The organism is Neptuniibacter sp. CAU 1671 (genome assembly GCF_029222905.1).
GTDB lineage: Bacteria > Pseudomonadota > Gammaproteobacteria > Pseudomonadales > Balneatricaceae > Neptuniibacter.
In genome coordinates this window covers 15,735-37,914 of record NZ_JARHUE010000005.1, presented here as the reverse complement: position 1 = coordinate 37,914, position 22,180 = coordinate 15,735, and the positions used below count along the sequence as shown (strand labels likewise).

Genomic DNA, 22,180 nt, shown 5'->3' with positions numbered 1-22,180 from the left:
ACTTGAGCTGACGATGCTTTGGCCGATACTTATCAGGATCTATGGCCAGATCATAAAGACAGATAAAAATCGGTGAGAATTAACAGGCTTGGCTTGTTGATCATGCGGTGCGCGGTTTAAGATTTTCATAGTGTTGGGTTTACGCGACTCTTTGCATGTCTGTTTTACACCGTCAGGGAGCTGTAAATGAAAGATTTTAAGGTGTTGTTTACCGGGTCGGTTGCCTCGGGCAAAACAACCGCCATTCGATCTCTGAGCGACATTGATACCGTCGATACAGACGCCAATGTCAGTGATTCTGCGATTCGTCGCAAGCGAACCACCACCATCGCGATGGACTATGGTGTGCTGGAGCTTGATGACACCGCACGCATGCACCTTTACGGTACGCCGGGTCAGGAACGCTTCAAGTTTATGTGGGAGCTGATGATGAGCGATCTGGCGCATGACGCCATCGGCATGATCCTGCTTGTGGATAACACCCGCAAAGACCCCTTCCGGGATATCAAATTCTACTTAGAAGAGTTTCGGGACTTTATTGTCCGTCGTCGCATGATCATTGCGGTGACCCACTCCGACCTGCGTGCTGAGCCAGATCTTCAGCATTATCAGCGTGTTCTCAAGGATATGGGCGTGTTTACCACGGTGATGTTTATTGATGCGCGTGTCCCTTCCTCTGTGCTTGGTGTATTACAGGAGCTGGTGGGGACTGAAGTCGCTGGATTGGATTGGGAAGGCATTGGTGCCCGTCTCGACAGTAAGCAGCCTGAGTTACCGCAAGAGGATGAAGAGCCCGCTGCGCTCAATCAGGTGCCGTTGCTGCAGGCTGCGGTAAATACCCGGGGCATTACCTCCGCGATGTATCTTGATGCCGAACGAAAAATCGTTGATTCGACCATCAAGAGTGAAATCAAGAAGGAGTTGCTCTGCTCCATGGCAAATCTAATCTCCGCCCTGGAGAAAAAAGCCGCGTTCATGGGGTCGATTGATAATCTGGTATTGTGCGGCGAGGGTGAGGAAACCCTGTCTGTGTTTGTAGATACCCAGCACGCGCTAGGGTTGTGTTCTGAACCCAATCTGACCCTGAATGTCCTGAAACAGCAAGCGGCTGACCTGCTACAGTGGAGTAACGAATGATCGCTGCCCTTAAACAGTTACATCAACCGGGTTTGATTCAGGCTGCGTGTTTTCTGCGCAATAAAGAGGTTGAGGCTTCAACCTTTGAGGCCAATGATCGAAACTATCAGACCATTGCGCGTCAGGCGTTCACCTATATCTTCCATAACGCCTCACGTGTAGGCGCGAACCACAATGAGTCTCACCTTGAAATCGGGCATATGCGCCTGAGTGGTTTTCTCATGCCACAGGGCTGGATTCTGGTATGTCTCTCACCTAAACACAGCAATATTCAGCTGCTGAGAGAAGTGGTGAAATGCAGCCAGAAAGGCCTCAGAGCGGCGACAGAGTCCGCTTAATCAGACTCGTATTAAAAATTGATATATATCAGTTTTGTCTAATTTTTAGTCAGTCGGCGCTTGAAGCTGACTGACTTCACCCCCATACCTGAGTCATTCAGTTGATCTAATCCCGTTAAGGGACTTGGGTGTGGAGGAAATATGCGCCCCGATAAATTTACCGCCAAACTTCAGGAAGCCCTGGCCGATGCCCAGTCGCTGGCCGTTGGGCGTGACCATAACTATATCGAACCGATCCATCTGCTGAGTGCCCTGCTGGAACAGCGTCAGGGCACTGCTGGGCAGGTTTTGCAACAGGCGGGTGCCAATGTTGCGTCTCTGCGCCAGCAGCTACAGAGCAAACTGGAAGCGCTGCCGCGGGTGAGTAATCCGGACGGCGAGGTTCGCTTTTCACAGGATTGTGCCCGCATCTTTAACCTGATCGATAAGCTTTCCCAGCAGCGCGGGGATCAGTTTATTGCCAGTGAACTGGTGCTGCTGGCACTGGTAGACGATAAATCGGATGCCGGTAAACTGCTGCGGGATGCCGGTGTGACCAAAGCCAAACTGGAGCAGGTCATTAATCAGATGCGTGGTGGCGACAGCGTCAATGACCCGAATGCCGAGGATAACCGTCAGGCATTGGGTAAGTACTGTATAGACCTTACTGAGCGTGCTGAGTCGGGCAAGCTTGACCCGGTGATTGGTCGTGATGATGAGATTCGCCGGACCATTCAGGTGTTGCAACGTCGTACCAAAAACAATCCGGTCCTGATTGGTGAACCGGGTGTCGGTAAAACGGCGATCGTAGAAGGTCTTGCGCAACGTATTGTTAACGGTGAGGTACCGGAAGGGCTGAAGCGCAAAAAGGTGTTATCGCTGGATATGGGCGCGCTGATTGCCGGTGCTAAATTCCGTGGTGAGTTTGAGGAGCGCCTTAAAGCGGTGCTGAATGAACTGGCCAAGCAGGAAGGTCAGGTGATCCTGTTTATCGATGAGCTGCACACCATGGTCGGCGCCGGTAAAGGCGAAGGCGCGATGGATGCAGGCAACATGCTTAAACCGGCGCTGGCCCGTGGTGAGCTGCACTGTGTCGGCGCCACCACATTGGATGAATACCGCCAGTATGTGGAGAAAGATGCCGCACTTGAGCGTCGTTTCCAGAAGGTGCTGGTGGATGAGCCGGACGAGGAGTCCACTGTGGCGATTCTGCGCGGCCTTAAAGAGCGGTATGAGGTTCACCATGGGGTGGACATTACCGACTCTGCCATTATTGCCGCCGCCAAGCTTTCACAGCGTTACATCACTGACCGCCAGCTGCCCGATAAGGCGATCGACCTGATCGACGAAGCCGCATCCCGCATCCGGATGGAGATGGACTCCAAACCGGAGGATATGGACCGCCTGGAACGCCGTCTGATCCAGTTGAAGATGGAACGTGAAGCCCTGAAGAAAGAGCAGGATGCCGCTGCAAAACAGCGCCTGCAGGAGCTTGAGGGCACGATCAGCCGTCTTGAGAGAGAGTTTGCTGATCTGGATGAGGTCTGGAAAGCTGAGAAAATAGCGCTGCAGGGCTCTCAGAAGGTGAAAGAGAAACTGGACCAGGCCCGTGTAGAGATGGAACAGGCCAGCCGTGCCGGTGATCTGACCCGCATGTCTGAACTGCAGTATGGCGTGATTCCGGAGCTGGAAAAGCAGCTGACAGCCGTCGCTGAAGCGGAACAACAGGGCGAAGTGACCCACAAGCTACTGCGTAACAAGGTGACCGAAGAGGAAGTTGCAGAAGTGGTTTCCCGCTGGACCGGTATCCCTGTGAGCAAGATGCTGGAAGGTGAACGCGAAAAACTGCTGCGGATGGAACAGGCACTGCATCAGCGTGTTATCGGTCAGGATGAGGCTGTCGTGGCGGTGTCCAATGCTGTGCGTCGGTCACGTGCGGGTCTGGCTGATCCAAACCGGCCTAATGGTTCGTTTCTGTTTCTGGGGCCAACCGGTGTGGGTAAAACCGAACTCTGTAAGGCCCTGGCCAGCTTCCTGTTCGATACCGAGGAAGCGATGGTACGCATCGATATGTCCGAGTTTATGGAAAAACACTCCGTTGCCCGTCTGATCGGTGCGCCTCCGGGCTATGTAGGTTATGAGGAAGGTGGGTACCTGACAGAAGCTGTGCGACGTAAACCCTATTCGGTACTGCTGCTGGATGAGGTGGAGAAAGCGCATCCGGATGTTTTCAATATTCTGCTGCAGGTATTGGAAGATGGTCGTCTGACAGATGGTCAGGGGCGTACGGTGGATTTCAGAAATACCATCGTGGTGATGACCTCGAATCTGGGGTCTGATCTGATCCAGAACTTCAGTGATGACGATGATTATCAGCAGATGCGAAATGCGGTTATGGAAGCGGTGGGTATGCACTTCAGACCTGAAGTGATTAACCGCATCGATGAGGTTGTGGTGTTCCACAGCCTGCGCAAGGAACAGGTGGCCGCTATTGCCGATATCCAGCTGGCACGTCTACGCAAGCGGCTTGCTGAGCGTGACCTGACACTGACGCTGACCCGTACCGCAATGGATAAACTGGTTGATGTCGGTTTCGAACCCATCTACGGTGCACGGCCTTTGAAGCGGGCCATCCAACAGTGGATAGAAAACCCGCTGGCTCAGCAGATTCTGGCTGGCCAGTATGCGCCCGGCGCTGAAATCGCGGTTGACGTTGAAGCGGGAGAGTTTACTTTCCACTAAACGCCGACACACTTCTCTAAAACCCGCTTAATGGCGGGTTTTTTTATGCCTTCTCGCGCCACTCCATATCACCCAGCTGCACATGCAGCCATTCAAATCCAATTCTGCGCGCCACTGCTGCCGCACCATCCAGGCTTTTGAACTCTCGTTCTTCCCGTGAACGCTGCAGGTCCAGTGTGATGATTTCGTCATTATGCGTGTGGAATTTCAACGTCCAGCCGCGTGACATCGAGATTGGTGATGCCTTGCAGGAACGAAATACACCCGCCCGAAAAAGAAGCCTTATTTCTTTCTCTTGCATAATCTAAATCCTATTTAGATGTTTAAATAAACTATATTGATTAGTATAAAATAAACGGTGATAAATTCAACTCTTTTTTTGATTTTAAGTTGTTGAAATAAAAGGCTTTTATTATTTTTTTTCGGGGATATTTCGGTGTGCGGTTGATGTGATATAAGTGTCTGAAAAATAACGATTTAATTGGTGTTTTATGGAGGGGTGTTTTGGGCTTTAAATTGAAATCATTTCACGTATTTGTGATTTCAATAGGCGATATTGATTGTTAGTGGTTCTTCGTTGCATCGGTTAGGTGCTGGTCACAGGTTTCAAGTCAGAAAACCATGTAATATGCTTACCAAACCTAGGGAAATGACAGGGAATGAGGGATAGCAATGCGACAGACATTCAGGGCACTGATCACCCTGCTGGTGGTTGTTCTTGCCGGATGTGCAGGACAGCCAAAATCTGTTCAGCCACCGGTTGAAGAAAAGAAAGCACTTAAAGTAACGCCTGTTGAAATGGTGTTGGTGCAGGCTGGTTTGGATCTGCAGCTTGACTATGCACAGCCCTTATTAACCACTTTGCGACAAACTGCTTTCTATCGAGCGGTCAACAGTGAACGGCTGGCAAGCAGTTATACCTACGCGGGGGAAGTGAACACCGGTGCTGCACCACGTCTGGTCCAGGTATACCAACAGAGTGGGGGAAAGGACTGGGGGTATATCACAACCAGTGCGACGCAGAGTTCTGTGGCGAATGCTTTTCAAATGGAAAATACGCCACAGGGCACTCTGTATGCGTTGGTGATAAAACAGGCCCGTATCTGTTTGACCACTCAGGCCAGCGGAGCTCCGACCTGGAATGGCCATAAACTGGTATTTGCCAGCCAGCCCGGGTTTTTCGAATGTACCGGTATGACCAACAGCAGTTTGTTCCAGCCAGGCAGCAGTATTCCTGCGATGCTGGGTCCCTATTATGGTGATGGCGATACCGTGTTGGTCTTCAGGGATTTTGCGACATTGAATCGAGTCATGTCTGCATTAAAGCAGCGGTTGCCCGAAATCAGAATTCCAAAGATTTATTAGTGTTGCTGAATTGCCGATACTAACTCGGATGCATTTGAAGATGCGGACCTAACCCACAAGACGTTGAGTGGCGCTATGGCAGAAATAAAAGTACTGGTAGTCGATGATGCTCGTTTAATTCGTGAGCATGTCAGCCGTATTGTTAAAAACCATTTTCCTGACTATCAGGTGGATGCTGCGGAGGATGGCGAGGTTGCCCGTAACCTTATGACCAAACTCACCTACGATCTGATTCTGTGTGATTGGGAAATGCCGGGTATGTCCGGCCTTGAAGTATTGCAGTGGGCCCGACAACAACCACAGTATCGGGATGTCCCTTTTGTCATGATCACCAGCCGTGGTGAACGTGATTATGTATTAAAAGCGATTCAGGCCGGTGTAAACGATTACATGGGCAAGCCGTTTGAAGATGCATCCCTGGTGGAAAAAATCACCAAATTTGCGGGCAAGCGGATTGAGACCAGTGCTGAGTCACGCCGCAAGGCCGCTCAGATGCTGGCTGCAGGCAAGTCCGCGGCCGGGCAGGTTAAACCCCAGAAAAAACCGCTGGGTCTGGTGCAGTTACGTGTCGCAGTTGGATTGCTCAAGTGCGCGTTGAAAGATGTAACTCTGCAGCACGCACGTCTTGCGTTGAAACGGGAAGACGGTGTTCCCGCGTTGCTGGAACAGGTGGTACTGGATATCGAATTTGCGCCCGGGAAAGTGGTTCAGTTAAACGGTTTTATCAGCGGCCTGAACGCCAACGAATTACGTATTGATACCCAGTTTATTGGTGTGGATGTGCAGTTTGCAGACACCGATCCGGAAAAACTGGAGCAGTTGACCCGGTTTATTGCGACCCTGCAGAAACAGAAAAAAGCCTGAAAAAAAGGCACTCAGTAGAGTGCCTTCTCATCCTTGATCACATCTTTAAGCAGTTTCAGAAACAGCTTGTCGGCATCGCTGTGTTTTGGTGGGATCTTTACATTGGTGGTGGATGAGAGCAGCTCGGCAATCACTACGTCTGCATTTTCATCATTGAGATGTTCCCGGGCTATCTGCTTGGCGGTGTCACAGATTTCAGGCTCGACCAGCACCTTGCGGATAAAACCGATCAGCTCGTTAATCACGCGTTCCGGATTTTTAATTTCGCCGATGTTCATGTTCCAATCCTTATACAACGGGTTTGATTTCACTATAACCCTTCAGCTTCGTAGTGCACAGTCCATCATTAGCCGGGTATTGCGGTAAATTGGCGAAGATCGAGTCTGCCGGGTTGCTCAAGCAATCTGCCTGTGCGACAATTGCCGCCTCAATTTTTTGAGACCTTGAGCGTGTAGGAAATCCCGAAGCTCAGGGAAGCAACTTTCTGAGGGTTGTTTCTCAATAGGTCTGTCGGCTGGGCGATCCCTGGCTCCGACACACACCCGAACGTGAACCTGCAGCTCTACCCCTGATTGGTTCTGAGTGAGACCGCTAGAGATTCAACAATTTGTCTGGTTCAGGCGCGTTCAACGTTACAGAAACAAAAACTGTTAATTTCGTCAGTAACCAAATACTGGCGTCGTTAGAGGGTGACACAGGTGGAATTACTTTCAGGCGCAGAAATGGTGGTACGTGCCCTGCGCGATCAAGGCGTTAAATACGTATATGGCTATCCCGGCGGTGCTTTGCTGCATGTCTATGATGCATTGTTCCAGCAGGAAGAAGTCGAACATATCCTGGTTCGTCATGAGCAGGCTGCCACTCACATGGCTGATGCTTATGCCCGTGCTACCGGCAAAGCAGGCGTTGCACTGGTAACGTCCGGTCCGGGTGCGACCAATGCCGTTACCGGCGTTGCGACTGCATACATGGATTCCATTCCGATGGTGGTCATTACAGGTCAGGTCATGTCGCACCTGATCGGTGAAGATGCGTTCCAGGAAACCGATATGATCGGTATCTCCCGGCCCATCGTTAAACACAGTTTCAGTATCACCCGTCCGGAAGAGATTCCTGAGGTGATCAAAAAAGCGTTCTACATCGCAGAGAGTGGTCGTCCGGGTCCCGTTGTCGTGGATATCCCGAAAGATATGACTACCCCGACCGAACGTTTTGAATACGAATTTCCAAAAAGCGTCAAACTGCGTTCCTACAACCCGATCACCAAGGGTCACTCTGGTCAGATCAAAAAAGCGGTTGATCTTTTGCTGGCAGCCAAGCGTCCGGTTATCTACGCCGGTGGTGGTGTCATCATGGGTGATGCCAGTGAAGAGCTGACCGAACTGGCACGTGTTCTGGGTTACCCGGTCACCAATACCCTGATGGGTCTGGGTGGTTACCCAGGCACCGATAAACAGTTTATCGGTATGCTGGGTATGCACGGCAGCTATGAAGCCAATATGGCGATGCACCATAGCGATCTGATTCTGGCTGTAGGTGCACGTTTTGATGACCGTGTTACCAATGCCACCGATAAATTCTGCCCAACGGCGAAGATCGTGCACGTGGACATTGATCCGGCGTCCATCTCTAAGACCATCAAAGCGGATGTGCCGATTGTAGGTCCGGCCAAGGCGGTGCTGAAAGAGATGCTGGAACAGGTTCAGGCTGCGAAAAAACTGCCTGAAGCTGCAGTGCTTAAAGCCTGGTGGGAGCAGATTGACGACTGGCGTGGTCGCCACGGTGGACGTTATCGCACAGATGATTCCGAGCTGATGAAACCACAGCATGTTATCGAAATGCTGAGCAAGGTCACCAACGGTGATGCGTATGTCTGTTCCGATGTAGGTCAGCATCAGATGTTCGCCGCACAGTACTACAAGTTCAATAAGCCAAACCGCTGGATCAACTCCGGTGGACTGGGCACCATGGGCTTTGGTCTGCCAGCAGCGATGGGCATCAAGATGAACTTCCCGGATGAGGAAGTGGTATGTGTGACCGGTGAAGGCAGTATCCAGATGAACATTCAGGAACTGTCCACCATCAGTCAGTACAACCTGCCGGTAAAAGTTATCTGTCTGAACAACCAGTCTCTGGGTATGGTGCGTCAGTGGCAGGATATGAACTATGAATCCCGCCACTCTCAGTCTTACATGAAGTCGCTGCCTGATTTCATCAAGCTGGTTGAAGCCTATGGTCATGTGGGCATCAAGGTTGAGAAATACAGCGAGCTGGAAGAGGCGATGCGTAAGGCATTTGCCATGAAAGATCGCATGGTGTTTATGGATATCGCCGTAGATCCGTTTGAACACGTTTATCCGATGCAGGTACCGCGTGGTTCCATGCGTGACATGTGGCTGAGCAAAACGGAGAGAACCTGATCATGCGTCATATTATTTCTGTATTGATGGAAAACGAACCGGGCGCACTGTCCCGGGTTGTGGGTCTGTTCTCTCAGCGTAACTTCAACATTGAAACGCTGACTGTAGCGCCGACGGAAGATGAAACCCTGTCCAGACTGACCGTCACCACCATTGGTGATGATCATGTCATTGAACAGATCACCAAGCAGTTGAATAAACTGATTGATGTGGTGAAGGTGGTGGATCTGACCGAAGGTGATCATCTGGAGCGTGAGCTGATGATGATTAAGATGAAGGCCAACAATGGCACCGTGCGGGCAGAGATCAAGCGGACTGCGGATATTTTCCGCGGCACTATCATTGATGTCACACCTAACACCTTTACAGTGCAGTTGGTGGGTGCCAGCAGCAAGCTGGATGCCTTCATCGAAGCGCTGGGCACTTCCAATATCATGGAAGTGGTGCGTTCCGGTGTTTCCGGTATTGCGCGTGGTGAGAAAGTACTGACGCTTTGATGGCGTAAAGCACTAAAAAAGCCGCTCTTCGGAGCGGCTTTTTTGTGTCTGCGAGTTACCGGTCAATTGCCATGGCTAAGTCTGATCAGTTTGAAGTGGCCATTGGCAGCAATCACTTCGGCCTGTTTAAACCATCGGGCGGCTTTACGTTCCAGTGGAATATGCAGGTTGGTGACAAAACAGGCAATGCCTCTTGATTCAAGGTGGTCATGGGCGGCCTTTAAAAACCGATCCGTCAGGTCGCCGTCAACCGAGAAGCCGGCATGGAAAGGCGGGTTGCAGACAATCAGGTCAAATTTTTTGGCAATCTGCTCAGCGCAGTTATCTGCCACTGCCTGGGCATCAATCGGATACCGGTTAAAATTGTATTCGCAGGCTTTGATGGCGGCGGCATTGTTGTCGGTGGCGGTGACCGGAATGTCCAGATGACTCAGGTTCAGGCTGAGATAGCCATAACCACAGCCTAAATCCAACGCGCTGCGGGGTGGCTCGATCAGGGTCATCAGAAACTGATCAAGATGCTCGATCAGGTAAGCGCTGCCTTTATCAATTTTGTCCCAGCCGAAAACGCCCGGTTTGCTGAAATATTCAAACTGCTCATCGGCGGCAACGGCTCTGATCCGGGTATAGTTTTGATCATCCAGCAGGGCAGACATATCAGTTGAGGTTTTGGTTAGTTGCGCAAACCAGATATCGCCGGCTGTTTTTGAACAATCCCCTTCACCAAACAGGGCTTTGGCTTTGCTGAAATAGGTTTTAATGCCTTCGGTTTTCGCCCCGGCCAGCAGGAGCTGACCACCGGGTTTAAGCGCGCGAAAAGCCTGATTGATCAGGTGGTGCACCACCGGTTTTTCTTTGGATATACGGTAGATGACCCGATCAAATGAAGCATCAGTATGCACTGAAAAATCGTAATCAGAATACAGGGCTGACCAGTCCTGTCGCTTCAGATTTTCAGCCAGATCATAGCGATTCGTGATCGCTTTGAGTAACGGGGAGGGATTAATCCGGGTTGTCAGCAGGTTTTCATCTGCCACCCAGAGGGTCTGCCCCTGAGGCTGTTCCAAATAGGGCCGCAGGCGTTCAAAGGCCGGATCGCTCATCCGAGGCGCTCCACTTCTTCATCGGTCAGCATGCGGTATTCGCCCGGGGCAAGCTCCGGGTCCAGTGTGACCGGACCGATGCTGCGGCGGTGCAGTTGAGTGACCCGGTTGCCGAGCGCTGCAAACATGCGCTTTACCTGATGGTAGCGGCCTTCGGTCAGAATCACTTCGGCCTGATGCTCGCTAAGCAGGCGCAGTTCTGCTGGCTGGGTGCGTTGCTTATCATTCTGCAACATCATGCCGCGTTCAAATTTTCGGATCGCGCTTTCAGGAATGGGGTCCGCGGTGGTGACTTCGTAACACTTCCCTGTTTTGTGTTTAGGTGAGGTGATGCGATGTGCCCATTGACCGTCACTGGTAATCAGCACCAGCCCTGTGGTGTCGATGTCCAGTCGGCCGCAAATGATCAGCTCCTCTGCGCGAGGCAGATCAATCAGACTCAAAACGGTTGGATGGGTTGAGTCATCATTGGCGCAGACAAACCCCTCGGGCTTATTGAGCATCAGGTAGCGTGTTGCTGGCGCGTCGATGGGCTGGTCTTCAAAACAAATTTCATCCTGCTCGGAATCAATCTGGACGGCGCCGCTACGAATAATTTCATCGTTGACGGTCACGGCACCTTTTTTTAACAGGCGTTGGATATCCTTGCGGGACAAACCAGTAGCGTGGGACAGGTATTTATCGAGACGCATGGGCTGAGTTTCATCAGAAAACGCCTATTATACCCAAGCGGCACAGGCATGCCGAGAATGACGTTTTTTGTACAGTCGTTTTACGCTAAGATACGCCTCCCCTGAAACGGAGCCTGTTGTGAAACTTTTTGTCGATAACCTTACTCATGTGGATTTTTCCTACCTGCACCCGGAACGGGGTTTGCTGGGTGAATCCTGGATGGTTTTGCTGGAGCTGGACGGCAGTCTTAACGCTCAGGGCATGATCTGTGATTTTGGTATCGTCAAAAAACAGGTAAAACAATGGCTGGACCGTGTTGTAGACCACGCGCTGGTGGTGCCAACCGGCATGCAGAATTTGACCTGTCGTCAGGCCGCTGGCCAAACAGAGGTGGAGTGGCAGTACCCATCGGGAGAGCGGTTTTATTGCCGTTCACCTGAGCAGGCGATCACGCTGATAGAGACGGCTGAAATTACCGAGCAGTCACTGGCTGAATGGTGCCAAGATCAGCTACTGGCATTGTTCCCGTCCGAAGTGCAAGGCCTGACCATTCGTTTTGTGCCGGAACAGATCGAGGGTGACTTTTACCACTACAGCCACGGCCTGCAGCAACATGACGGAAATTGTCAGCGTATCGCACATGGCCACCGCTCAAAAATCAAAGTCTACCTGGATGGTGAACGTTCACCTGAACTGGAAAATTTCTGGTCGCTGCAACTGCGTGATATTTATATTGGCACCACTGACCATCTTGTGGCCTCAGACCAGACGCAACATACCTACCGTTACCGAGCACCGCAGGGGGAATTTGAGTTGTCTCTGCCTGCGCGTGTCTGCTACCTGATTGATTCTGAAAGTACTGTTGAGCGAATTGCAGAACATCTTGCCGTTAAAACCAAGGCTGAACATCCAGCATCTCAGGTCCTGGTACGGGCTTATGAGGGGATTGGCAAAGGCGCGATTGCTCAAGCCTGATCAACGTGAAAATTTTTGCGGTGCAAAATATTGAGAATCTGAGCTAGGCTGTACTTAACTATTAATTAGTGAGGTCAGTGTTATGTCTCGATTTGCCCGGCCTGTTTTGCCCAAACTTCAATCGACCACCTCTGAACCTGAAGTTGAGATCCTGCCGGCGTTGCCGTCTGCTTCGCCAGCAACGATTAGCCGAATGCCCGCCTCTCCCTGGCTGAGTTTTGAATGTCAGACACTTGAGATCAGCCTCTCTAGGGATAAAAGTCAGCTTAAGGGTGAACGTTTTGTGTTTGCCGAGGGGCACTTAACCCATGAAAGCTTCAGCGCAGAGGCCGATGAGCAGCTGTTTTATGATGTGGCTGACCAGTGGCAGGCACAGATGGCACAGCAGATGGAAACGATGTTCAAATTAATGTTTATGCCCTGGCAGTCATTACCGGGGTTTAGTGCATTGTTACCCAAATCCATTTTTGGAAAGTAAAAAAAACCGCAGCGAAAGCTGCGGTTTTTTTATCTGTAACGGGTCTTAGCTGCGTTCAACTGCCAGCGCAGTACCCATGCCGCCACCGATACACAGTGTTGCCAGGCCTTTTTTGGCATCGCGTTTGGCCATTTCGTGCAGCAGGCTAACGAATACACGGCAACCTGAAGCACCAATTGGGTGACCCAGAGCAATTGCACCGCCGTTTACGTTTACGATATCAGTGTTCCAGCCCAGATCTTTATTCACGGACATAGCCTGAGCGGCAAATGCTTCGTTGGCTTCAACCAGTTCAAGGTCTTCAACTGCCCAGCCTGCTTTAGCCAGTGCTTTCTGCGTAGCGCAGATAGGTCCGGTACCCATGATGGATGGATCAACACCCGCAGAAGCGTAACCTGCAATCTTGGCCAGCACTGGCAGACCCAGTTCAGCCGCTTTTTCTGCAGAGCACACGATCACGGCTGCAGCACCATCGTTGATGGTAGAAGAGTTACCGGCAGTTACTGTACCGTCTTTCTTGAATGCTGGACGCAGTTTGCCCAGCGCTTCAGCGGTACAGCCAAAACGAGGCTGCTCATCGGTATCAAAAACGATCGGGTCGCCTTTGCGCTGAGGAATCGTGACCGGGATGATTTCGTCTTTAAAACGGCCAGAAGTGACCGCTGCTTCGGCTTTGTTCTGAGAGGCTGCAGCAAATGCATCCTGCTCTTCACGGGTGAAACCGTACTTTTCAACGATGTTTTCGGTGGTGATACCCATGTGGTAATCATTGAACGCATCCCACAGGCCGTCTTTGATCATGGTATCAACCATTTTCCAGTCACCCATGCGGGAACCGTTACGGGAATTAGGCAGTACGTGCGGGGACAGGCTCATGTTCTCCTGGCCACCGGCAACAATAATGTCAGCGTCGCCGCAGCGAATCGCCTGAGCTGCCATCTGAACAGCTTTAAGGCCAGAACCACAGACTTTGTTGATGGTAATGGCAGACACTTCTTTTGGCAGGCCGGCATTCAGACACGCCTGGCGCGCTGGGTTCTGGCCGCAGCCAGCAGTCAGCACCTGACCCATGATAACTTCATCTACCTGGTTAGGATCGATTCCGGTTTTCTCCAGCAGACCTTTAATCACGGTAGCGCCTAGATCAGAAGCGGGGATTTGAGACAGGGATCCACCAAAGGTACCAACAGCTGTACGACCGGCAGCTACAATAACTACATCACGCATTCTTAATGCCTCTTAAGCTTGAGTGTATATGTTCACGCAGAGTGAATTCTCTTGGATGACTCGGATAGTGAGCTAAAAAGCATCTCTTGGACCGGATTAATCTGCACCCCCACCGGGTTAAAAATGCTTTTTGGGTAAACCGCTGCGGCTGGAATTGAATTTATTTTGTGCGCTGCAGTGCTTACGAATTTGCAGTCTGCGTATTGCTCCGGATTTTGTCAACCGTAGCGGTATGCAGGTAACTGACCTGTGTCACAGATGCACCGTAATCACCCTGAATTTAAAAGTAACAGGTTGGCAGGGTGTGGAAAAGACCACTTAAGAGTAAAACTGAGTCACCGCCGCTGGTAGCGGCGGTTATGTACTTTTGGCGCAGCACAAATGCAGCAGGTTTTGCAGGGTATAAGGTGTGTCAGAAACTGACTTCGAGATTATCAATTAAACGGGCCGGACCCATGTGCGCCGCGGCCAGAATCACCAGCTTGTTGTCAGTGGCGGTAGCAGGCTGCAGATCGGTCTGACGGCAGATCATGTAATAATCTCTGCGGAAACCCTGAGTTTCCAGTTGTTGCTGTGCCGTTTCCTGCAACCGGGCGAAATCTTTCTCGCCGGCTTTGAGTGCCTGAGCAGTCTGATTCAGGGTCGCTCTGAGTGCGATAGCGCGGGCTTTTTCATCGTCGCTCAGATAGCCATTGCGAGAGCTCAGGGCCAGCCCGTCGGCGTTACGGGCAATGGGAGCACCAACGATGTTGACAGGAATACACAGGTCGGCGGCCATCTGGCGAATCACCATCAACTGCTGATAATCCTTTTCACCAAATACAGCCACATCCGGTTGAGCAATGCCAAACAGTTTGCAGACGACTGTGGCGACACCGGTAAAGTGCCCGGGTCGACTGGCGCCACAGTGCAGATCAGAAATGGCCGGAACGGACACCTGAGTCTGGGCTGAGCGGCCGTTGGGATACATTTCGTCTTCAGTCGGCGCAAACAGGAAATCACAGCCCTGACGAGTCAATTTATCCTGATCATCCGCCAGGGTGCGCGGGTATTTATCCAGGTCTTCACCGGCACCAAACTGCAGCGGATTAACAAAGATTGTGGCTACGACGATATCCGCATGTTGTTTGGCGAGATCGATCAGTTGCAGGTGACCTTCGTGCAGGTTGCCCATGGTGGGCACCAAACCAATTTTTTTGCCTGCCCGGCGATAAACAGCAAGCTCATCGCGCAGTGCCTGGATACTGTGCAGGGTTTTCATAACAACAGGTTACTCGAAACAGTGTTCTGCCGCGGGAAAGCTGCCATCTTTGACAGCAGTGGCGTAGGCTGAAAATGCGCTGGCGATGTCGCCGCTTTCGGCCATGAAATTTTTTACAAAGCGTGGCGGCCGACCGGGTGTAATGCCGAGCATGTCATGCATTACCAATACCTGAGCGTCGGTGTCCGGTCCGGCACCAATGCCAATGACAGGAATATCCACGGCCAGGGTAATCTCTTTGGCCAGCAGCGCAGGAACACACTCAAGTAGTAAAACGCTGGCGCCGGCTTCTTCCAGCAGGCAGGCGTCTTTGATCATTTGCTGTGCTGATGCTTTATCACGGCCCTGAACGCGATAGCCGCCCAGTTGGTTGACCATTTGAGGCGTCAGACCCAGATGAGCACAGACAGGCACGCCGCGTTCAGCCAGAAGGGTGACAGTCTCGGCGAGCCATGCGCCGCCCTCAAGTTTGACCATGTTGGCACCCGCCTGCATCAGCTGGGCGGCGCTCTGCATGGCCTGCTCAGGCGTGCCGTAACTCATAAAAGGCAGATCGCTCATGATCAGGCTGCCCTTATTGCCGCGCGCCACTGATGCGGTGTGATAAGCCATCTCTGCGACGGTGACTGGCAGGGTGCTGTCCTGTCCTTGCAAAACCATCCCCAGAGAGTCGCCGACCAGAATGACCTCGATTCCGGCTTCACTGACCAGTTGGGCAAAACAGGCGTCATAGGCAGTCAGAACGGCAAATTTCTGACCTTGCTGTTTCATTGTCGACAGGGTGTGCAGTGTGGTGGTGCTCATGGGTTCAGCGTCCTGTTGGCAGAGTGTTCGCGAATTATACCTGCAACTTGGTTAGGCTGCCCAGCGTGCAACCAGACAGAAGCGTGGTCAGTGTGTCTGCGCCGGGAATTTCACACATGGGTGCGATTTCTGCAAGTGGATAGAGTACAAAATTGCGCTCTGTCATATAGGGATGGGGTACTTTCAGGCGATCTGTATCGATCACCTCATTGCCGTACAGCAGTAAATCAAGATCAAGCGTACGTGGCCCCCAGTGGCGCTCTCTGACTCTCTGGTGGGCCTGCTCCAATGCTTGCAATTCATCAAGCAATGCATCCGGGCTCAGTCTTGTTGAAAGAGCAGCTACCGCATTGATGAAATCCGGTTGATCCTGAGGTCCTACTGGCGTTGAACTGTACAGGGATGAGTGTTGCAGGAGGACCGTATTCGGTAGCAGAGCTAATTCTTCGAGGGCGCACTGTACGTGCTGGACCGGCTGGTCAAGGTTGCTTCCCAGACCAATGTAACAGAGTACGGATTCAGTCATTTGCCGGGCTGTTGCTCGGCCGTCTGCGACGACGTCGCTTGGGACGCGTTGCTTTTTCCGGTTCCTGGCTCATGGAATGACGCTGTTCCGGGTTGGCTGTTTGGTAGTCGGTCCACCACTGGCTCAGGCCGTTTAGTGGTTCGCCGCTGTTTTCACGCAGTAACAGAAGATCATAGGCCGCTCTGAAACGAGGATGCTCAAAGGTGCGGGCGGCCGCTTTTTCACTCTGTCGGCTCAGGCGTAATTGCAGTTCCCAGATCTCACGCAACGGAGTAGAGAAACGACGGGGAATGGCAGTAGAGCGAACCTGGGCAGATAGAACCTGGTTGGCCGCTTCATGTAATGCCGGTAGCTGAGGCATATTCTGTTCGCGGATCAGTTTTTCCATGCGCAACTGGGTTGGATACCACAGCAGTGCGGCAAACAGGAATGCAGGAGTTACGCTTTTGTTCTGAGCCAGTCGACGGTCAGTGTTGCTCAGTGCATTCAGAACCAGTGTATCAACCGGCAAATTTGGGTCGTTTTGTTTGAGTAGCTGCTCCAACTGTGGAAACAGGTATTCAAACAGCTGGAGTCGGCGAAGTTCCTGATAAGACTCGACCGCGTGACCTGATTGAAACAATTTTAGTGTTTCATCAAACAGGCGAGCAGGCGCGATCTTGCCTAGCAGGTGACCCAGTTCAAAAATCGGTTTTTCACTGGCCGGTTCAATGGTGAAGCCAAGTTTGCCGGCAAAGCGGGCGGCACGTAACATGCGCACCGGGTCTTCCCGGTAGCGCGCATCGGGATTGCCAATAATGCGGAGTCTTTTCTGCTGCAGGTCCTGATAGCCATTGGCAAAGTCATAAACACAATGGTCTTTAGGGCAGTAATAGAGAGCGTTGACCGTAAAATCACGTCGCAACGCGTCATCTTCCATGGTGCCATAGACGTTGTCACGCAGGATCATGCCGCTGTCACATTGTTTGGCGTCCTGATTTTCTTCTTCAGACAGGTTGTCGTGGCTGGTGCGGAAGGTGGCGACCTCAATCAGGTCTCGGCCAAAGCGGACATGAACCAGCTTGAATCGGCGGCCAATCAGACGCGAACGGCGAAACAGTTCAGCGGCCTGCTCCGGATGAGCATCGGTAGCGACATCAAAGTCTTTGGGAGACTTGTTCAGTAACAAGTCTCGGATGCAACCGCCAACCAGATAACCCTCAAAGCCACTGTCCTGCAGACGATAGGCAACTTTCAGGGCGTTATCATCCAGCAAACGGCGGGGAATACGATGTTCAGTTTCCGGGATAAGGCGTTTGCCAAAGTCGATAGCGTCCGCTGTTACGGGCGTATTCTGCTGAGAAGAACCCAGTAGTCCGCGAAGACGGGAGATAATTGTTTGGATAAGTGGTCTGCCCATTGATTTGAATAAAACTGCAGTCGCTCAGGGTTTCAGGCTGCGCATGATAACACCGATACCGATACGGTATAAGTAAAACCTTAAGCTAATAAGTCGGGTGGATAGAAGTTACAGAAGGGGGGGATGGGGAGCAGATCGCACATCAGGGGACAACGTTATTTCCCACTTTTTATTTTTATTGTAGAGCTATAGTTCGCTGTGCTGCTCTACGATCTGCTATTCAAGCCTCATTTTTATTTTTATTCGAGGCGGGGCTTTTACGCATACAACCTATTTTTATTTTTATTATGGTGCATGTTTCAAAGCATGCTTCTTGTTGTTTTCGGAGGCCACTATAACAGGAGTTTTCCGAGGGTAGCAAACAACTTTAGTCGTATATTTTTTCATGTTGCAAAGCACAGTAGTAAGGCTTTAGGTTTTATCTTGAAGTCTATATGACTAAAGTCGGTAATCTATTGTTTTAGTTGAATAAAATTTATTAATCCAAAGGGTTAACTTTCGGATTAGGTATTTATTTGCGAAAAAAAAGTTATTTTTTTGCGGTGCATAAAAACAACAAAATGGCTCAAAAAACTGCTTTTCTTTCAGTTCTTTGGATCTGTTGCGGCCGCCAATTCCGGATCGCCCAGTTGATTATGTCAGAGGTCTTTTCGCTCATCAGTTCGGGTGGTGGAGCCTGGTCCAGATGCTGCAGTGCTCGGATGAGTTGGCTCTCGGGCCGCTTTGTATCCAGTGCGGTTGCCGCTGTTTGTTTGCTGAGTTTCTGGCCTGTTGCATTGCTTGCTATTGGGATATGGGCATAGTCAGGTGTTTGGTAACCCAAATAACGTTGTAACTGAATCTGGCGGGGTGTTTCAGTCAGCAGATCGCTGCCGCGTACGACATGCGTAATACCCTGTAAATGATCATCTACAACAACGGCTAACTGATACGCGAATAAGCCGTCACGGCGTTTTAAAATAAAGTCACCGCTCTCTTGTGACAGATCAAAACAGCGGGTGCCTTGAATGCGGTCGGTAAAGCAGATGCCGCCAGAGCTGCACTGCAGACGGTAACCTGCTCTTTTATGCGGCGTCGGGCCATGCAGCAGGCAGTGGCGATCATACAGTCCGCTGTGGGTTCTGGTCTGGATCTCTTTGCGTGAACAGCTGCAGGGATACGTCAGGTGATGTGAACTTAGCTTGCAGAGCGCTTCTTCGTAGAAGGCTAGGCGGTCACTTTGATAGACAATCGGTCCATCCCAGAACATGCCAAATGCTTCCAGAACAAATGGAAATTGAGCTTTCGCTTCGGGTTGCTCGCGGGCAGGATCAAGATTCTCTATGCGCAATAGCCATTCGCCCTGTTGTGCACGGGCATCAAGAAAACTGGCTAAAGCCGCCAGCAGGGAGCCAAAATGCAGAGCGCCGGTAGGGGAGGGAGCAAAACGTCCGACGTAATTCACGGCCGTCATAACGGGAAGTTGGAAGTCTGTAACTGATTGCTACAGACTTCCCTCTGGAATTAGCCGCCGAGCTGCTTTTCTTTGATTTCAGCCAGCGTTTTGCAGTCGATGCAGAGTGACGCAGTTGGCCGTGCTTCAAGACGACGGATGCCGATTTCGATACCGCATGCATCGCAGTAGCCGTATTCGTCCTCGTCAATGAACTCGAGCGATTCGTTGATCTTTTTAATCAACTTACGTTCGCGGTCACGGGTGCGCAGTTCCAGACTGAATTCTTCTTCCTGGCTTGCCCGGTCACTTGGGTCAGCAAAGTTAGAAGGTTCTTCCCGCAGGTGATGAATGGTGCTGTCCACTTCTTCCATCAGTTCCTGTTTCCAGGCCAACAGAATTTTGCGGAAATGGTCTTTCTGCTTTTCGTTCATGTACTCCTCACCCTCAATAATCGGGTAAGGCTCAAAATGTGTGAAAGAATCGCTTTTATTTGGCATATGCACGCCTCGCTCTTTCCGATACGACTCTGAAATTTAAAGCCGTATCGACTCCTTTATTGATTAATGCAATCTATTCAAACGGCATGAAGGCTGCGAAATTAACAGATGCCCGTGCATTAGGCTAGTCCTAATTCACGTTAAACATGCTCTGATTGAAGCGGAATGATCCGCAGTCGGTATCTGTTGCCGAAAACAGTATACTGCGGCGAAGATTGTCAGCCGGACTTTTCCTATGAATCCAGTTTTTTCGCAGCGCTCTCAGCGCATTGAATCCTTTAAAGCTATGGATCTGCTCAAACGTGCAGCGGAACTGGATGCTGCAGGTTTTGATGTGGTGCATATGGAGGCCGGAGAGCCTGATTTCCCAACTGCGGAGCCGATTCGTCGGGCGGCCATGAAACTGCTGGAGCAGGGTGGGATTAAATACACTCCGGCAGCGGGGATCTGGCCGTTACGGGAAAAAATAGCTCAGTGGTACCGGCGTAGTTATGGGCTGAATATTTCGCCGGAACGTATCATTGTGACAACAGGCGGATCGAGTGGCCTGCTGATGTTGTTTGCCTTGCTCACGGATGCGGGTCAGCAGTTTATGATTGCCGACCCAGGTTATCCCTGTAACCGTCAACTGTTGAGGTTTTTAAATGCCGAGCCACAGATGGTGCCCACCGCTGCTGAGCAGCACTACCAGTTGAATGCGCAGCTGTTAGAGGAACATTGGGAGGAGAGCACCGCGGGTGTTTTGCTGGCCTCTCCGGCCAACCCGACCGGAGCGGAGCTGGACCCCGAAACGCTGGCTGAACTTGCGGGAAAAGTCAGAGCCCGGGGTGGTTCGCTGATTGTTGACGAAATTTACCACGGCCTGAGTTATGAAACGCCGAGTTACAGTGTGCTGCAATGTGATGACTCCGCGTATGTGGTGAACAGCTTCTCCAAGTATTTTGGTATGACGGGGTGGCGTCTGGGCTGGATTGTGGCACCTGAAGCGAGTGTGCCCTCCCTTGAAAAACTGGCCCAGAATCTGATGATCTCGCCACCGACCCTGTCCCAGTACGCTGCTCTGGCTGCGTTTGATGATGAAACCCTGGCAATTCTAGAAACCCGTAAAGCGGCCTACCAAGCTCGCCGTGACCGGTTAGTCGAAGGGCTGAAGGCCCTCGGTTTTGAGGTGCCTTTGTTACCGGCGGGCGCATTCTATGTATATGCTGATGCCTCACATCTGACCGATGATACCTATCAGTTCTGTTGGCAGTTGCTGGAAGAGGAACATATTGCCTGTACCCCGGGTTTGGATTTTGGCAGCTATCGCAGCCAGTCGTTTATTCGTTTTTCATATACCACCGGACTGGAGCGTATAGACCTTGCGCTTGAGCGTCTGAAACGTCGTTTTGGGCAAACATGAAATTTCCATATCCCCTGCAAGAAGGGCGTCTTATCAGGCGTTATAAACGGTTTCTGGCGGACATCGAACTGTCGGATGGCACGCATGTCACTGCGCACTGCCCCAATACGGGGTCAATGCGCCACTGCGCTGAACCGGGCAGCCGTGTGTGGGTCTGGGACAGTGGTAACCCTAAACGCAAATACCCGTTGACCTGGGAGCTGGTAGAAGTTGATCAGCAATATCTGGCCTGTATCAATACCGGGCGGGCCAATAATCTGGTTGCAGAGGCGATTGCAGGGGGTGTGATTGAACAACTTGCGGATTATGCCGAGCTGAAAAAAGAGGTGGCGGACGGTGAAGGCAGCCGGATCGATTTCCTGCTGCAGGACCCAGACAAAGGCAGCGTCTGGATTGAGGTGAAAAATGTTACCTTGCTTGAAGAGAGAGGCTGGGGCAGCTTCCCGGACGCAGTGACAGCGCGCGGTGCAAAACACCTGACGGCATTACAACATCGGGTTGCCAACGGTGAGCGGGCGGTGCTGTTGTTCTGTGTGGCGCATGAAGGTATTGAACGGGTTCGCCCGGCGGATCAGATTGATCCTGAGTATGGTCGTTTATTGCGCCAGGTGGTGCAGGCGGGTGTTGAAGTGCTGGCTTACCGAACCCGGATTTGCCCGGAACAGATTCAGCTGGTGGAGCGTTTACCCGTTATTCTCGATTAGTCGACAGTCCTCATTGGCGGCAGCGAACTCAGGTCGACACAGATTGTGTTTGCTTTCAGTGAATGGGGTAGTGGTGTCAGCTGGTCTCCAACACAGGGACCGGCAATGCATTCCCCCGTGTCGATCTTGAACAGTGCGCCATGGGTGGCGCATTGCAGAAAGGTCTTTTCTACATCAAAAAACTGATTGGGCTGCCACTCCAGCGGGATGCTGCGATGTGGACAGCTGTTGTGGTAGACATGAATCCGGTCACGGTAATTCACCACAATCAGGTTAACGCCCTGACAGATGAAGCCTCGGGCATCATTGCTGGGGACATCTCGGATTTCACATACAGGGTGCATACCGGCCTCTG

Annotated in this window: 23 protein-coding genes; 11 read left to right on the top strand and 12 right to left on the bottom strand. The window is 51.6% G+C overall.

The annotated features are described in order from the left end of the window. Positions 1 to 186: 186 nt before the first annotated feature. The 3 genes from P2G53_RS09740 (at position 187) to clpB (ending at position 4,196) form a co-directional block, all read left to right on the top strand. A complete protein-coding gene (locus P2G53_RS09740) occupies positions 187 to 1,137 on the top strand; it encodes an ATP/GTP-binding protein (protein ID WP_275816674.1) in 951 nt (316 codons plus the stop codon). Continuing rightward, a complete protein-coding gene (locus tag P2G53_RS09735) occupies positions 1,134 to 1,475 on the top strand; it encodes a hypothetical protein (protein ID WP_275816672.1) in 342 nt (113 codons plus the stop codon). Before P2G53_RS09740 ends, P2G53_RS09735 begins: the two co-directional genes overlap by 4 nt. Positions 1,476 to 1,616: 141 nt before the next feature. Further along, positions 1,617 to 4,196, top strand: a complete 2,580-nt coding sequence (clpB, locus tag P2G53_RS09730; protein WP_275816670.1) for an ATP-dependent chaperone ClpB — start codon at positions 1,617 to 1,619, stop codon at positions 4,194 to 4,196. A 43-nt stretch (positions 4,197 to 4,239) separates the two neighbouring features. On the opposite strand, the gene P2G53_RS09725 is transcribed toward clpB, so the two are convergent. Then, positions 4,240 to 4,497: a hypothetical protein gene (locus P2G53_RS09725; RefSeq protein ID WP_275816668.1), complete on the bottom strand. Its 258-nt coding sequence runs from the start codon at positions 4,495 to 4,497 to the stop codon at positions 4,240 to 4,242. A 371-nt stretch (positions 4,498 to 4,868) separates the two neighbouring features. Here P2G53_RS09725 and P2G53_RS09720 point away from each other — a divergent pair, with 371 nt between their 5' ends. Continuing rightward, positions 4,869 to 5,561 carry a hypothetical protein gene (locus P2G53_RS09720; RefSeq protein ID WP_275816666.1) on the top strand — a complete coding sequence of 231 codons (693 nt, stop codon included), beginning with the start codon at positions 4,869 to 4,871 and terminating at the stop codon, positions 5,559 to 5,561. A gap of 75 nt (positions 5,562 to 5,636) precedes the next feature. Then, positions 5,637 to 6,425: a response regulator gene (locus P2G53_RS09715; RefSeq protein WP_275816664.1), complete on the top strand. Its 789-nt coding sequence runs from the start codon at positions 5,637 to 5,639 to the stop codon at positions 6,423 to 6,425. An 11-nt stretch (positions 6,426 to 6,436) separates the two neighbouring features. Here the strand turns inward: P2G53_RS09715 and P2G53_RS09710 are convergent, their stop codons facing one another. Further along, positions 6,437 to 6,703, bottom strand: coding sequence for a hypothetical protein (locus P2G53_RS09710; protein ID WP_275816662.1), 267 nt, complete (start codon positions 6,701 to 6,703; stop codon positions 6,437 to 6,439). A gap of 420 nt (positions 6,704 to 7,123) precedes the next feature. Here P2G53_RS09710 and P2G53_RS09705 point away from each other — a divergent pair, with 420 nt between their 5' ends. Next, on the top strand, positions 7,124 to 8,845 hold the full coding sequence (locus P2G53_RS09705) for an acetolactate synthase 3 large subunit (protein ID WP_275816660.1): 1,722 nt from the start codon (positions 7,124 to 7,126) through the stop codon (positions 8,843 to 8,845). Positions 8,846 to 8,847: 2 nt separating this feature from the next. Next, positions 8,848 to 9,342 carry an acetolactate synthase small subunit gene (gene ilvN / locus P2G53_RS09700; RefSeq protein ID WP_275816658.1) on the top strand — a complete coding sequence of 165 codons (495 nt, stop codon included), beginning with the start codon at positions 8,848 to 8,850 and terminating at the stop codon, positions 9,340 to 9,342. A 62-nt stretch (positions 9,343 to 9,404) separates the two neighbouring features. Here ilvN and P2G53_RS09695 read toward each other — a convergent pair whose 3' ends face one another. Together P2G53_RS09695 and rsuA are read right to left on the bottom strand one after the other, a co-directional pair. Further along, positions 9,405 to 10,445, bottom strand: a complete 1,041-nt coding sequence (locus P2G53_RS09695) for a methyltransferase (RefSeq protein WP_275816656.1) — start codon at positions 10,443 to 10,445, stop codon at positions 9,405 to 9,407. Continuing rightward, entirely contained in the window at positions 10,442 to 11,137 is a 696-nt protein-coding gene (rsuA, locus tag P2G53_RS09690; RefSeq protein ID WP_275816654.1) for a 16S rRNA pseudouridine(516) synthase RsuA, read from the bottom strand. The genes P2G53_RS09695 and rsuA overlap by 4 nt, the downstream gene beginning before the upstream one ends. Positions 11,138 to 11,255: 118 nt before the next feature. On the opposite strand from rsuA, the gene P2G53_RS09685 reads away from it, so the two are divergent. Further along, positions 11,256 to 12,092 carry a 6-carboxytetrahydropterin synthase gene (locus tag P2G53_RS09685; protein WP_275816652.1) on the top strand — a complete coding sequence of 279 codons (837 nt, stop codon included), beginning with the start codon at positions 11,256 to 11,258 and terminating at the stop codon, positions 12,090 to 12,092. 82 nt (positions 12,093 to 12,174) lie between these two features. Continuing rightward, positions 12,175 to 12,570, top strand: a complete 396-nt coding sequence (locus P2G53_RS09680; RefSeq protein ID WP_275816649.1) for a hypothetical protein — start codon at positions 12,175 to 12,177, stop codon at positions 12,568 to 12,570. Positions 12,571 to 12,615: 45 nt separating this feature from the next. Here the strand turns inward: P2G53_RS09680 and P2G53_RS09675 are convergent, their stop codons facing one another. From P2G53_RS09675 to dksA, 7 genes are all read right to left on the bottom strand, one after another. Next, a complete protein-coding gene (locus tag P2G53_RS09675) occupies positions 12,616 to 13,797 on the bottom strand; it encodes an acetyl-CoA C-acetyltransferase (protein WP_275816647.1) in 1,182 nt (393 codons plus the stop codon). Positions 13,798 to 14,209: 412 nt separating this feature from the next. Continuing rightward, entirely contained in the window at positions 14,210 to 15,058 is an 849-nt protein-coding gene (gene panC, locus P2G53_RS09670; RefSeq protein ID WP_275816645.1) for a pantoate--beta-alanine ligase, read from the bottom strand. A gap of 9 nt (positions 15,059 to 15,067) precedes the next feature. Then, entirely contained in the window at positions 15,068 to 15,862 is a 795-nt protein-coding gene (gene panB, locus P2G53_RS09665) for a 3-methyl-2-oxobutanoate hydroxymethyltransferase (protein WP_275816643.1), read from the bottom strand. 34 nt (positions 15,863 to 15,896) lie between these two features. Then, on the bottom strand, positions 15,897 to 16,388 hold the full coding sequence (gene folK, locus P2G53_RS09660) for a 2-amino-4-hydroxy-6-hydroxymethyldihydropteridine diphosphokinase (RefSeq protein ID WP_275816641.1): 492 nt from the start codon (positions 16,386 to 16,388) through the stop codon (positions 15,897 to 15,899). After that, positions 16,381 to 17,787 carry a polynucleotide adenylyltransferase PcnB gene (pcnB, locus tag P2G53_RS09655; RefSeq protein ID WP_275816639.1) on the bottom strand — a complete coding sequence of 469 codons (1,407 nt, stop codon included), beginning with the start codon at positions 17,785 to 17,787 and terminating at the stop codon, positions 16,381 to 16,383. The genes folK and pcnB overlap by 8 nt, the downstream gene beginning before the upstream one ends. 565 nt (positions 17,788 to 18,352) lie before the next feature. Further along, complete coding sequence (gene gluQRS, locus P2G53_RS09650; protein WP_275816637.1) at positions 18,353 to 19,240, bottom strand: tRNA glutamyl-Q(34) synthetase GluQRS; 888 nt, start codon at positions 19,238 to 19,240, stop codon at positions 18,353 to 18,355. 50 nt (positions 19,241 to 19,290) lie between these two features. Beyond that, on the bottom strand, positions 19,291 to 19,719 hold the full coding sequence (gene dksA / locus P2G53_RS09645) for an RNA polymerase-binding protein DksA (protein ID WP_275816635.1): 429 nt from the start codon (positions 19,717 to 19,719) through the stop codon (positions 19,291 to 19,293). Between the two features lie 235 nt (positions 19,720 to 19,954). Between dksA and P2G53_RS09640 the strand changes: the two genes are divergently transcribed. Then, a complete protein-coding gene (locus tag P2G53_RS09640) occupies positions 19,955 to 21,121 on the top strand; it encodes an aminotransferase class I/II-fold pyridoxal phosphate-dependent enzyme (protein WP_275816633.1) in 1,167 nt (388 codons plus the stop codon). After that, positions 21,118 to 21,825 carry a DNA/RNA nuclease SfsA gene (gene sfsA, locus P2G53_RS09635; protein WP_275816631.1) on the top strand — a complete coding sequence of 236 codons (708 nt, stop codon included), beginning with the start codon at positions 21,118 to 21,120 and terminating at the stop codon, positions 21,823 to 21,825. The genes P2G53_RS09640 and sfsA overlap by 4 nt, the downstream gene beginning before the upstream one ends. Here the strand turns inward: sfsA and P2G53_RS09630 are convergent. After that, entirely contained in the window at positions 21,822 to 22,169 is a 348-nt protein-coding gene (locus tag P2G53_RS09630; RefSeq protein WP_275816629.1) for a Rieske 2Fe-2S domain-containing protein, read from the bottom strand. The two genes, sfsA and P2G53_RS09630, sit on opposite strands and share 4 nt — an antisense overlap. Between the last annotated feature and the right edge of the window lie 11 nt (positions 22,170 to 22,180).